Consider the following 12,503-nt stretch of genomic DNA (forward strand, 5'->3'; position numbering starts at 1 on the left):
GGCACCTCCTTCCTACAGAATGGAATAAAAGTAAAGCAGGCAGACGGCCACCAGAATCCACATGACCGGACGGATTTCTTTTATTTTGCCGGCTGAGATCTTCATGATCACATAGGTGGGCAGTGCGGCACAGATGCCGTTTGCAATGTTATTTCCGAAAATGGTGAATACGATGCACACATAAGCCGGGAAGGCTTCGGTGAGATCGTTGAATTTGATGTTCCGCATTGCCCCCAGCATATTGATGCCGATGTACATGAGCACAGGCGCGGTGGCGGCTGATGGGATCATCAGAGCGATCGGCGCGAGGATCAGGGCGAGCCCAAAGAAGATGGAAGTAAACACGACGGTCAGTCCGGTCTTGCCGCCTGCCTCCACGCCAGCAGAAGATTCCAGATAGGTCGTCATGCTGGGCATGCCGAATAATGCGCCAAAACTGGTAGCCACAGCATCCACCTTGAAGCATTTGTCGATTCCCGGAAGATTGCCGTCTTCATCCAGATATCCAGCCTTCGCCCCAACGCCAAGTACGGTTCCAAAGGTGGAGAAAAAGTCCGGAACGAATAAGGCGATCAAAAATGGAATATAGGCAAAGTTTAATGCGCCCAGAAAGTCAACATGTAAAAACTGGCCGCCTATATTTGCAGGCATGGTAAACAGGCTCTCCGGCATCTTTGTGACGCCGAATGGGATGCCAACCAGCGTAGTGAGGGCGATTGCCAGAATCATATCTCCTGGCACGCTTCTTGTCTTCAGGACCAGCAAGATTACGAATCCGATGACAGCGACGATCACCGTAGGGGCGGTCAGATCGCCGAATCCTAGACTTTTTTTCGCTTCGTTTGCGACGATCAGGCCACAGCTTTTTGCGCCCAGCAGTGCGATAAACAGGCCGATACCGGCACTTACGGCATGCTTTAGGCTGACGGGGATTACTCTTACTACAGCTTCGCGAAGGCCTAAAAAGGAGATTACGATAAATAATACGCCGCTCCAAAAGATCACGCCGGCTGCCACATCCGGTGCAATGCCGTCATTGGCGATCATAGCGGTTACGATTCCTACGCTGCCAAGTCCCGGCGCCAGCGCAAATGGACGGTTCGTATAGAATGCCATGGCGCAGGTCGTAAGGATTACGAGCAGAATCAGCACGGTAAACATGACATGCTTGTCTAATCCTGCGGACTCCATCATATTCGGTACTGTTGCCAGCACGTAGGCCATTGTTACAAAGGTAGTCAGGCCGGCCAGAAGTTCTGTCCTGACATTTGAATGAAACTCTGACAATTTAAACTGTCTTTCCAACCACTGTTTCATATAGATTGTTCCTGCCTTTCTCTGGAGTGCGTCCAGAAAGGCGCGCACTCTGTTGTATTTTCTTGATTCTTTCCTTTTTACATTGTATGATAACCATAACGGTAAGTCTAATTCATGTTAATCATCAATCCTATTCCATTTTGGAATAGCCCGGAGGGAACTTATGAACATACACGAGTTGAACTATGTACTCTGCATAGCCAAGCATCAGAATATGACGAAGGCGGCCCGGGAACTGTATATCTCCCAGCCGACGCTGAGCAAGCACCTGGGCAAGCTTGAGCGGGAACTGGGAATCAAGCTTTTTAACCGGGTGGACAATTGCTATATCCCGACTTACGCAGGCAGGCGTTACATGGAATATGCCAGCCGCGTTCTGGAACTGACCCGGAATTGGGAAAAGGAGCTGGAGGACCTCCGGTCCTTGAATGACGGCGAACTGAATGTGGCATTCCCGCTGATGCGAAGTTCCTGCATGATACCATGGATTCTGCCCGCGTTCCGCCAGCTGCATCCAAATATCCGCCTGAATTTTCTGGAGGAGACTTATGCCATCCAGGAACGCCTGTTAAATGACGGTCGGATCGACTTTGCCATTTTCAGCGGAGGCGACCCGAACCCCAAGCTGGAATACGAGGTGCTGGGGCAGGAAGAGATCCTGCTGGCCGTGTCGGCGGACAATCCCCTGGCAGAGGATGCTGCTTGCGATCCTTTAAAGGAAGGCGGATATCCGATTGTGGACTGGTCAAAACTTCATAACGAGAAGTTCATCCTGCATCATCCGGAGCAGAATACGGGAGCGATCACCGCGCATCTTCTGAAAAAGCACGGAATCACGCCCACTGTACCGTTCTATACGCGTAATACGCAGGCGGCGCTTCTTCTGGTCCAGCAAAATGAGGGGATTTGCTTTGCGCCGGAAACGTATATCCGCAACATGACGTTTCATACGCCGCCGGTCTGCTTTTCCTTAAACGATCCCGAAGCGTTCGCCACCACCATGATCACCTATCGGAAAGGGGCGTATCTGTCGGCGTATGCACAGGATTTTATTCGGATAGCGAAGGAGTATTTTATGGGGACCTCGTTATGACTTGGGCACGAAGAAATGTTGTTGAAAAATTATGATTTTTTATCAGTTCCCGGTTTAGAATTGTAGAAAATGCACAATATGAATATTGACAATTTTCACCACAATGCGTACAATAACTTTAGTACACATATGAGGGCAAAACAGATGAAAATCTGTGACGTAAAACTATAGGAACTGTTAAATTGTAGCCAACGGATACTTACAGAATGCATTGCTTTAATATGAGCAATGCATTTTTATTTCTTAAATAAAAGATAACTTTTAGAGTGACATTTTCTGTCCTTCTGATTTGATATAATACAAAAAAAATAAAGAATGACGGTGAGTTTGTGGAGGAGATAAAGAATAACAAGATAGAACGTGTTTTGGGGCTATACACGAAGTTCCTGAATGGAAACATTGTAAATAAGGCTGAAGAAGCACTTAATTACAATGTGAATGAGAGAAGTATACAACGGGATATTGATGACATAAGGAATTATCTGGAACTTCAGGCAGAGCATTCCGGATTCGTGAATAGCATAGTTTATGACCGAATCGATAAAGGATACCGCTTAGAGCAGGCATACAAATCAAAACTTACAAATGGAGAGATACTGGCGCTTTGCAAGATATTGCTAGACAGCAGAGCGTTTACAAAGGATGAGATGAAAGAAATTGTTGGAAAACTGGTTGACTGCTGTGTTCCAATGACGAATCAGAAAGCGGTATCTGAACTTCTTGAGAATGAGTTATATCACTATGTCGAACCAAGGCATAAGACCAAATGTATCAATACAATCTGGGAAATAGGACAGGCAATTCGAAATCGTAGTTATTTGGAAATAAAGTATTACCGTATGAAAGATAAAAAGACGGTGGCCAGAAAGGTTAAGCCGGTTGCGATTATGTTTTCCGAGTACTATTTTTATCTGACAGCATTTATAGACGACAAGGACGTAAGAAAAGATTTCCAGGTGCTTAATGATTCTTATCCTACAATATATAGGTTAGACAGAATCAAAAAATATAAGGTGCTGGACGAACATTTTCACATTCCTTACAGCAGCAGGTTTGAAGAAGGGGAATTTCGGAAACGAGTACAGTTTATGTATGGCGGAACTCTTAGAAAAGTGAAGTTTAGATATCTGGGAAATGATTTGGATTCAATACTTGACAGGCTTCCGACCGCGCAGATTATTTCGGAAGAGGATGGGGTCTATACATTAAGCGCGGAAGTGTTTGGGACAGGAATTGATATGTGGCTTAGAAGCCAGGGAGATAACGTTCAGGTTATATAAAGGGAGGAAGGAAATGAAGATGCAAAATGGGATGAAACGATTCTTTGAGGAGAGGGCCAGGTATTGGTATATTGTGGCGGCGGTTTTTGTAGTATTGGGAATTGCTGACTATGGGTTCTTAAGTATAGTGATACCGTTATGGGCCTGTAATATTATTATGATTGTCTTAATCATCCTGGCAACGGTGTACATCGCGATTATGTATAATTATTCCAGACAAAAATGCAAGGCTTATATGGCGGACAGGCAAGAAAATCTATTTGATCGTATCAATAATCTGCAGAAGCACATAGATGAACTGGAAGAACAGTTATCTGAAGTCCTTAAGAGGTCAATAGATGAAAATACTGCAAAAGCCATCACGGAGATTCGTGGAGCAATTGAACTGACGGATGCAAGCCTCAAGAGAAAAGTGGAAGAGGCTGCTGAATCACAGACAAAGGAACTGTCATCAAATATTATGAGCACGCAGAGCCTGATCAAAGACGAGGCCAGGAATCTGGCAGATAATGCGCGCAGCAGTACGGAACAAATTGCCACGCTTGTATCAGTTGCTGGAAAACAGACGGATGCAGCAATAGCAGAAGCAGTAGAGCGGATGATCTCAGATGCAGCAAAGAACCAAAAGGCCAGTGAAAGCCGGGATGATGCGAATAGAGCGAATCAGGAAAAGGCCCAGCTGCAGATCCGGAATATGATTGAAGAATCAGACAAAGCAACGGCGACGCTTGCGGCAGATATTGCACAGACGCTCGCTGGAGTCAAGACATCCACAGTCCAGGATACAGAACGTATCGTCCAATCCATTAGCGATATAGGAAACGCCATTGTTACAAAGATTGTCGAAAAGAACGAGGGTGATGAGCAGGCTTATGAGGATGTCAGGAGGCAAATCATATCTTCAGAAAAAAACATTATCAGCAATTCAAATGAGATTGGAGAGAAAGAAGCCTCTAATTTGAAAGATATCCAAAGTCAGATTGGAGAATTGGAGCAAAAGGTAGACGATTCGGTAGATAATACCAACAATTGTACAATACAAATTGTGGATAAGATTGAGCAGTCTGATACAGAACAGAGGAAAACGGCGTCTGTGGCAGAGGGACATATCATTTCCAAAGCTGACGAGGCCTTTGCGTATGTTGGAGATAGACTGGAGGGAATATCGGAAGCCATTAATAATGGCAGCTTGGCCTGTGAAGAAAGAATTGGCGATGCAGAAGCTAAGCTTACAAGCATGATCAGCTCTGCTGCTGCCAGCGGAAAGGCTGATATGGAGGCTAAGGCTGAAGAGTTGAGCAATAAAGCCTCTGTAATGCAGAATGAACTTGCCAGATTAATGATACAGTTATTAGATGATCAAGAAGAGGATGCTCAAAAAGCGAAGAGCGCTTCTGATGGAATATTTAACCAGATCGTGCGTTTTTCAAATGAGGCAAGAAGGCAGATTGAGTCGATTCAGGGTAGCCTGGATACAAGCGTGCGGGCAATCGAGACCATTAAGAGCGCGATTGATGCCTCAGCAAATGAGCAATACAGCCAGACCTCTCTTATAAACGATAAAGTAGATACCTACTCAAAAACAGCCGGGAATTATCAAAAAGTGATTTTTACACGGCTTGATCGTCTGCAGGATCAGGTTGCAAATCTGAATTCGCTTTCGGATGTGATAAGGAATTTTGCGGCTGTGCAGCAACAGGCTGGACAGGCTGCGGCTTCGGAGAAAAAAGAACCTGACAGGACGGAGGAAATAAGAGATCCGGAAACTGGCATCACAGTATTTAATCATTATAAGAATAATAAATTGATTTCCAGCGAGATGCGCAAAGGAAGGCAAAAAACGTATGAAGTCGAATATGACGCGCAAGGCAGGATTATTCATAGCCGGAATTTTGATGCAAATGGCCTGGTGTCTACAGACTTACAATTCTATCCAAATGGACAGGTTAAGACGAGAACCGAAAGAGTAACCGTCGATGGGAAAGTAATGACTGTAACAAGCCAGTTTGATGAACAGGGCAATAAGAAAGGATAAGGAGGAAAGTAGCATGTTTTTAAATCTGCTGAATGAAAAGGAAGGAAAGAATTTTTTGGAACTTGCCAAAATCGCGATGATGGTAAACGGTACGGTTAAGGAAAGCGAACAGGCTGTGTTTGATACTTATCGGATGGAATTAAATCTACCAGATTATGAAATTCAAGACGTAGAGTACAGCAAACTGGCAACTGCGTTTCAGGCAAGTACAAAAAAGGTGAAGAAGGCCATTATTATCGAACTGGCAGGTGTTCTTGACGCAGATGAAGAAATTGATCCTAATGAGGAGACATGGATTAAAAAGTTAGGATCGGACTGGGGGTTCCGAGATTCCGAGGTGAAGAAGATGGTACGATGGACGCAGGATTTTAACGATCTGCTTGGAGAAGCATTTGACTATATTAATAAGAGATAAAGGGGGGAGCCGTTATGGGAATTTTCGGGGGCTTTGTTGGAAAGGTATGGAAAGCAGTCAAGGCCGGAGGAAGTAAGGCTGTCAAAGGAATCAAGAAAACAGGAAGGGCTATTAAACACGGAACGACAAACCTTTGGAATAAGTTTAGTGGGAAAAATAAGTTTGAGGAGGCAGATCAACTGTATCAGCAGATCTCGGAACGGTATAGATCGAAACGACGGCAATTTGATGCCGATGTGGGGAGTCTTACCGACAAGATAGAATCCCACGTAGCGATAATTAATCAAAGCAAGGAGAAGATAAAGACAGAATTATTTCTGGAGATGGCCCAGAAGATGGAAAAGATTAAGGATATAAATGTAGCGCAAGATTTTTCTGTTGAAGCGTATATAGCCGAGGCCTTGGCACTTGACAGCGTGAGAGCAAAATCCCAACTCTATAAGATTGATTTTAATAAGCATAAGTTTAAAACCTCTATGCAGGCAATATTTACCTTTGGGATATACACTAGAAAGAAAGCAAAAGAAACGCTCTATGCAGTACAGGAAGAAGAAAGAAAAGTAGAGGCGGAAATTGCCAAGATGGAGGCGGAATGTGTTAAGCTAAGGGCAATTGAAGAGTCTCTTGCAAATGTGGAGCATTACTTTGCTTCTCTGATTGAATTATATGAGAACCTGTTGATCAGGCTCGATAATTCAGTCAACTATCTCTATGTAAGATGCATGTCATTTGCCCACCACCTGGTACATACGGAAATGAGCATAAGAAGGCTGCCTAAGATGCAGCAGAAAGAGGTTGAGGCTATTATTACCGCAAGCAAGATCCTGAAGGCGATGACCGATGCACAGATAACATCTGTAGAGGATCAGGAAAAGGTCAATTGCTATAGCACGAATCTAAAACAGCAGTATGAAGAAATGAGCGAAGTATATCAGGCAGCCTAGGAGGTGTTTGGAATGGATGAACAAAGGAAAGAAGCAGTTGGGCGATTAAAAACGGCATCTCCGTTAGAGGCGACACAGATTTTACAGCAGATGGAACTTTATGATGCGAAGTCTTCTCAGGAAGTCATCGATGAGGTGTACGTGCAGTTCAAGTCTGGTGAAAATATGAAAGATGAAGTGCTTAAGCCGGTCTTTATGTCTGTGGTTGACGGCCTTCTGGAGGCTACGGCAGGAGGGCGCGCCGCGCGTAAAAAGGGGCTGACTGCCTCCCGGGTCCTGCAGGAGTGCGAGCGTTTTTCCTATAATAATGAACCCAATAATGGTACTTATGTAAATGGCTATACAGAGTATAAAAATGCAAAAGAATTCGATGATGTGAATCCGAATATGACTCAGCAGTATAATGGCGAGAGTAGAAAAAAAGTTTTGAAGATAAGGCCGCTATGGATAAGTATAAGCGGGATAGACTTAAAGGTGAGAAAACATTGCATGACGATTATACTGGCAAAGATAATCTCTATCTAAGGCAGGATAATCCAAATAAGCGTTATAATGACGAAACACATAGAAAACAGGCTCAGCCGGATCATATTGTGCCGTTAAAGCAGATACATGATAAATTCAAGTCTAATTATGCGCTTGATGATTCTGACATAAAAAGAATCGCCAATATCGAAGACAACTTTGCCGTTACCTCTGCTGAGATTAACCAGGTAAAAAAGGAGATGTCGAATAAAGAGTATATCAGATGGATGGAAGAGCATGGACAGCAACTGGATGCACAGACAAGAAAGAACATGCTGGAACTTCAGAAAAGTGCCGAGAAGGCCGTCGATTCAAAGGCCAATGAAACTGTGGCGAAGAACCTCATGGGCAGGGGAGAAGTCAATAATGAAACTATGAAGGCCGCGATTGAGAGGTTTAAGCAAGAAAATGGCGGCGAGGCACCGACGAAGGAACAGCGTCAGGAGATAGAAGAACAGCTCCGCAAGGAAAAGACAGGCCAAATTCGCGGCACGGCTGCGAAGAATGCTGCAAGCCAGGCAAAGGACTATGCGGTCGGCAATCTAATCTTGTTTATAGTAAAGCCGATCTATTACGAAATCGGCGATATCTTTAAAAATGGCTTGCAGGAAGGCGTTGGAGCAGGTTCTGGCATGGAAGCGCTTAAGATACGTTTTGGACGCGTTAAGCATCATGTCCTGACTCACGCGAAAGGATTCCTGGGGGATAATATCTGGGAATTTGTGAAAGGCTTTGTATCGTCGTTGATCGAGGGCATTGTAAGCCTATTTGTAGGAGTGTTCAAGCAGATTCTTAAAGTCATTAAGGAAGGCATTAAAATTTTCGTACAATCAGCAAAAGTACTTTTTGGCGAGGACTCAAAAGAGATGACGCCTGCCCAGAAGGGAGATGCCATCATTAAGATAATTGGAGGCAGCGTATTGGCGATATCAGGAGTCGCAGTCGAGTCGTTGCTGAATAAGATTGGAATCGGCGAGCCATGGTCGGTTGTTCTTGCGACAATGATATCAGGCATTGCATCCGCGTTATTTATGTATGTTCTTGATAAAGCGGATATCTTTAGCGCCAAAGCGGAGAACAGAAGGGATCGGATTATTGAAATATTTGATGAGCGGATCAAAGATATAAATGAAGCGGCTGAGACTTGCAATATCGTTGCTATCGAGACCTTTAAGAAGCAGAGAGAACAGTTCGAGGAAATTAATGAAGAGATTGAGGAAGCATTAAAAACTAAGGATGCCGCCGCGATCAATGAGGGCTTATATCGTATGGCGGACTTCATGAATGTCGATCTTCCATATTCTAATACGGATGAATTTTGTGATTATATGGACTCTGATGACGCAATTTCTCTTTAAAGTTAAAAGAGGAATAGGCAACTTGAGGTTACCGGAAGTTGAGACTAATTTAAGTACAGGTTCGACTTCCGGATTTTTCAAGTATAAGTTTTAAAAGTTTATAAATTATTATTTTTTCTTGTATACTAGAAGCAAAAATAGATAGAGAAAGAATGGGCATTTAATTTATAAATATAATTTTATAAAAATGTATAGGAGTTTGTGGGAATATGAGAATATTTTCGTATGAAGAATTAGAAGATGCACCACTTATAATTGATGCAATATATAAGGGAGGTTCAGAGGGAAATATTAAGGATGATCCGCTTAGTAGATTGCTTCCGAGGACATCGAATCAGGGCGGATTTCGAATTACACATAGGGCAGATGATCCAAGTATGCCAGCTTATGTTGTGATTTATACATCTTTTTCTGAGATTGAATGGCCTGATTTTTTAGATATGGAAAATGGTGTCTTTCGTTATTATGGAGATAATAGAAAACCGGGAAGAGGTCTACATGAGACTTGGAAAAAGGGAAATTTGCTTCTGAAAACTGTGTTTACATGGTTAAATGAGAATGGCGAAAGTTTAAAAAAGATACCGCCGTTTTTGATTTTTAAGAAAGCGGAAGAAGGGAGAGATGTACAATTTTTAGGACTTGCAGCACCAGGCAATAATAATCTTCCCCCAGATAGGGAACTTGTTGCTTTTTGGAGAACGAATAAGCAACAAAGGTTTCAAAATTACGAAGCGTATTTTACAGTATTAGATACTGGAGATGAGGAAATATCAAAAAAATGGTTAAATTCTTTGGTTTATGAATATGAAAAGAATATTGAATATGCTCCCAGGTGCTGGCGATATTTCATTGAGTTAGGGAGATTAGGTGTTAGAGCATTGAAGGCACCAAAAGTAACGATGGTGCGCAAGAAAAGTGAACAAATTCCCAATACAGTTGAGGAAATGAAACTGATACAATTTATTCATGATTACTATATTAATAATCCTTACGGCTTTGAAAAATGTGCAATAGAAATTATGCGTTTAATAGATAAAAATTTTGTTGATTTTGATTTGACGCGGCCATGGCGTGATGGTGGCAAGGATGCAATGGGGAAATATCGAATAGGAACTGAGACGAACAACTTGCATGTTGAATGTGCGCTCGAGGCTAAGTGTTATAATCAGAACCATGCTGTCGGAGTGAAAGAAATGTCCAGGCTAATATCAAGAATTAGATATAGACAATTTGGAATTATGGTTACAACAAGTTATATTCATGAACAGGCCTATAAAGAAGTTGTTGAAGATGATCACCCTATACTAATAATAGCAGGTAAAGATATTGCAGATGTTTTAAGAAATAATGGAATAGATTCTCAATCAATAGGTATTTGGTTAGATTCTATAGGTTAGATATATTGCTTGTGCATATGAATTGTGATTAAATCTTAATGAACGGATAAAGAATGCAAAGTCTGCTATATTATATAGATATTTTATAGAAATCTACAAAAAGGAGGATGCCCCCATGTACTATGCAACAGACTACATATCGCCCCTGGGCCGTGTCAAGCTCGCCGCTGATGGCGAAGCCCTGATAGGCCTGTGGCTGGAAGGACAAAAGTACTTTGGCGGGAAAGTCAAAGAAGAATTCGTGGAGAATAGAAGCCTCCCGGTTCTGGAAAATGCGAAGGACTGGCTGGACCGGTATTTTGCGGGGAAGAAGCCGAAGATATCCGAACTGCCGCTTGCGCCGATGGGAAGCGCATTCCAGCGAGGCGTATGGGAACTTCTCTGCGAGATTCCCTATGGGCAGGTCACCACTTATGGGGAGATCGCGAAAAAGATAGCGGCGAGGATGGGAAAAAGCAGCATGTCCGGCCAGGCGGTCGGAGGGGCGGTCGGCCACAATCCGATCTCTATCATCATTCCCTGCCACCGGGTTGTAGGCGCAAACGGGAGCCTGACCGGGTATGCAGGCGGGATTGAGAAAAAGGTAAAACTGCTGGAGCACGAAGGCGTGGATCTGCAGAAATTTTTTATTCCCCAAAAGGGGACGGCACTATAATTTACAGCAGACCAGTATAGAATAGCAGGAAGGAGGAAGAGAGCATGGGGATTTGGACAGAAAAGCACTAGCAGCAAGGCGTTAGTGTTTCGTACGCCTTGCTGATCAGGGAACTAAGGGACAGACCAATGATTAGGAGGCAAACGATGTCATATTTTTATTACCAGTCAAAAAGGATTTATTACACCGAATCAGGAAATGGAGCACCTGTATTATTTTTGCATGGCAATACTGCATCTTCCAAAATGTTTGAATTATTATTGCCCTTATATGAAGAACGGTTCCATGTGATTCTCATTGATTTCCTGGGGCATGGGAGATCAGACCGCCTGGAGAAGTTTCCGGCGGATCTCTGGATGGAGGAGGCCAGACAGACCACTGCGCTGCTTGCGTATCTTAAACTGGGTAAGGTGAGCCTGGTGGGAACCAGCGGAGGCGCGTGGGCGGCAATCAATGCGGCCTTGGAGCGGCCAGACCTGGTTGGCAAAGTAGTGGCGGATAGTTTTGACGGCCGGACGCTGGCGGATGATTTCGCAAGGAATCTTGTCCTAGAACGGGCAAGCGCCAAGAAGGACGAGATGGGAGTCGGATTCTACAAGTGGTGTCAGGGAGACGACTGGGAGCGCGTGGTTGACATGGACACAGAAGCCATGATCCAGTGCGCTGAAAAGAAACTGCCGTTATTCATTAAGCCGTTGAATGAATTAAAGGTACCGCTTCTTCTTATGGGCAGCGAGGAGGACGAGATGTGCAGGAAGGATTTTCTGGAAGAGTATGATGCAATTGCGAAAGAAACCGGCGCGCAGATTCAGGTATTTCCTACAGGGAATCATCCGGCGCTCCTTTCCAATGCAGAGCGGGCGGCGGAAGCCATTGGCAGATTTCTTAAATAGTATGAATTAAGAGAAGGGATGGAACATTTGGATGTTCCATCCTTTTTGCGGTTATAGGAAAAGCAAAACAGTAATATTGACATACAATGGTTTTGGTGCTATGTTTTAGGTAATTCGAAGGAAGGGAGGAAGAAAGATGGGGCATAAGCTGAAAGTAATTCTTACAGTCATCTTAATTGCAAGTTTGGGCATTTTTCTATCTTCCGGTCTTCAATTCTACGACACGGATAATGACGCAGGCAGTTCTTTGGGGCAGGAAAGGCGGGGCACATTATCCCAGGCGGACTATACGGACGGCAATGGCATGCATGTCTTAGACGGAGGCTGTATAAGCACGGAAAAAGAGACAGAAGCGGTCTGTTCGCAGATATTCCAGAGCCTCAAGAATCTTCAGAGGCTGCCAGTCTGGTTTTACGCATTTATCCTACTCTCTATATGCATCTGGCAGAAGAGGGCATTTTTGTCATATCTGCAATTCTATTTATTTCCTTTGGCACGATTCTTGTGCGAACTGTGTATCCGATTAGAAAAAGACGGGAAGAAACGGGACTTTGCTTTCTAACTCTTATATTTATAGAAAGAAAGCAGGGA

General features: G+C 43.7%; 12 protein-coding genes. 11 read left to right on the forward strand and 1 reads right to left on the reverse strand.

Annotated features, from left to right (window positions below; genetic code table 11):
* Positions 1–12 precede the first annotated feature (12 nt).
* The gene (locus tag K0036_RS01440) at positions 13–1,317 is read right to left on the reverse strand and encodes an NCS2 family permease (RefSeq protein WP_025645886.1); all 1,305 of its coding nucleotides are present in this window, start codon (positions 1,315–1,317) and stop codon (positions 13–15) included.
* 163 nt (positions 1,318–1,480) lie between these two features.
* Here K0036_RS01440 and K0036_RS01445 point away from each other — a divergent pair, with 163 nt between their 5' ends.
* The 11 genes from K0036_RS01445 (at position 1,481) to K0036_RS01490 (ending at position 12,474) form a co-directional block, all read left to right on the forward strand.
* Positions 1,481–2,410 (forward strand): LysR family transcriptional regulator, encoded by a 930-nt coding sequence (locus K0036_RS01445; RefSeq protein ID WP_220430544.1) that lies wholly within the window; start codon positions 1,481–1,483, stop codon positions 2,408–2,410.
* 329 nt (positions 2,411–2,739) lie between these two features.
* Complete coding sequence (locus tag K0036_RS01450) at positions 2,740–3,690, forward strand: helix-turn-helix transcriptional regulator (RefSeq protein ID WP_173694265.1); 951 nt, start codon at positions 2,740–2,742, stop codon at positions 3,688–3,690.
* A 13-nt stretch (positions 3,691–3,703) separates the two neighbouring features.
* Positions 3,704–5,725: a hypothetical protein gene (locus tag K0036_RS01455; protein ID WP_220430545.1), complete on the forward strand. Its 2,022-nt coding sequence runs from the start codon at positions 3,704–3,706 to the stop codon at positions 5,723–5,725.
* A 13-nt stretch (positions 5,726–5,738) separates the two neighbouring features.
* Entirely contained in the window at positions 5,739–6,140 is a 402-nt protein-coding gene (locus tag K0036_RS01460) for a hypothetical protein (RefSeq protein WP_173694263.1), read from the forward strand.
* 14 nt (positions 6,141–6,154) lie between these two features.
* On the forward strand, positions 6,155–7,084 hold the full coding sequence (locus tag K0036_RS01465; protein ID WP_220430546.1) for a DNA repair protein: 930 nt from the start codon (positions 6,155–6,157) through the stop codon (positions 7,082–7,084).
* 12 nt (positions 7,085–7,096) lie between these two features.
* A complete protein-coding gene (locus tag K0036_RS18920; protein WP_259283363.1) occupies positions 7,097–7,609 on the forward strand; it encodes a hypothetical protein in 513 nt (170 codons plus the stop codon).
* Complete coding sequence (locus K0036_RS01470; protein WP_259283364.1) at positions 7,570–8,967, forward strand: DNA repair protein; 1,398 nt, start codon at positions 7,570–7,572, stop codon at positions 8,965–8,967. The genes K0036_RS18920 and K0036_RS01470 overlap by 40 nt, the downstream gene beginning before the upstream one ends.
* A gap of 209 nt (positions 8,968–9,176) precedes the next feature.
* Positions 9,177–10,364 carry a restriction endonuclease gene (locus tag K0036_RS01475; RefSeq protein ID WP_220430547.1) on the forward strand — a complete coding sequence of 396 codons (1,188 nt, stop codon included), beginning with the start codon at positions 9,177–9,179 and terminating at the stop codon, positions 10,362–10,364.
* 115 nt (positions 10,365–10,479) lie between these two features.
* Entirely contained in the window at positions 10,480–11,019 is a 540-nt protein-coding gene (locus K0036_RS01480) for a methylated-DNA--[protein]-cysteine S-methyltransferase (protein ID WP_220430548.1), read from the forward strand.
* 146 nt (positions 11,020–11,165) lie between these two features.
* On the forward strand, positions 11,166–11,912 hold the full coding sequence (locus tag K0036_RS01485) for an alpha/beta fold hydrolase (RefSeq protein WP_025645877.1): 747 nt from the start codon (positions 11,166–11,168) through the stop codon (positions 11,910–11,912).
* Positions 11,913–12,048: 136 nt separating this feature from the next.
* Entirely contained in the window at positions 12,049–12,474 is a 426-nt protein-coding gene (locus tag K0036_RS01490; protein ID WP_220430549.1) for a hypothetical protein, read from the forward strand.
* Positions 12,475–12,503 lie beyond the last annotated feature (29 nt).

The organism is [Clostridium] scindens (genome assembly GCF_019597925.1).
GTDB lineage: Bacteria > Bacillota > Clostridia > Lachnospirales > Lachnospiraceae > Clostridium_AP.

What these genes read in the sequence shown, in the direction of transcription:
- K0036_RS01480 (WP_220430548.1), top strand. Translation starts at nt 10,480, where the DNA reads ATGTACTATGCAACAGACTACATATCGCCCCTGGGCCGTGTCAAGCTC.
- K0036_RS18920 (WP_259283363.1), top strand. Translation starts at nt 7,097, where the DNA reads ATGGATGAACAAAGGAAAGAAGCAGTTGGGCGATTAAAAACGGCATCT.
- K0036_RS01455 (WP_220430545.1), top strand. Translation starts at nt 3,704, where the DNA reads ATGAAGATGCAAAATGGGATGAAACGATTCTTTGAGGAGAGGGCCAGG.
- K0036_RS01475 (WP_220430547.1), top strand. Translation starts at nt 9,177, where the DNA reads ATGAGAATATTTTCGTATGAAGAATTAGAAGATGCACCACTTATAATT.
- K0036_RS01490 (WP_220430549.1), top strand. Translation starts at nt 12,049, where the DNA reads ATGGGGCATAAGCTGAAAGTAATTCTTACAGTCATCTTAATTGCAAGT.
- K0036_RS01485 (WP_025645877.1), top strand. Translation starts at nt 11,166, where the DNA reads ATGTCATATTTTTATTACCAGTCAAAAAGGATTTATTACACCGAATCA.
- K0036_RS01465 (WP_220430546.1), top strand. Translation starts at nt 6,155, where the DNA reads ATGGGAATTTTCGGGGGCTTTGTTGGAAAGGTATGGAAAGCAGTCAAG.
- K0036_RS01460 (WP_173694263.1), top strand. Translation starts at nt 5,739, where the DNA reads ATGTTTTTAAATCTGCTGAATGAAAAGGAAGGAAAGAATTTTTTGGAA.
- K0036_RS01440 (WP_025645886.1), bottom strand. Translation starts at nt 1,317, where the DNA reads ATGAAACAGTGGTTGGAAAGACAGTTTAAATTGTCAGAGTTTCATTCA.
- K0036_RS01445 (WP_220430544.1), top strand. Translation starts at nt 1,481, where the DNA reads ATGAACATACACGAGTTGAACTATGTACTCTGCATAGCCAAGCATCAG.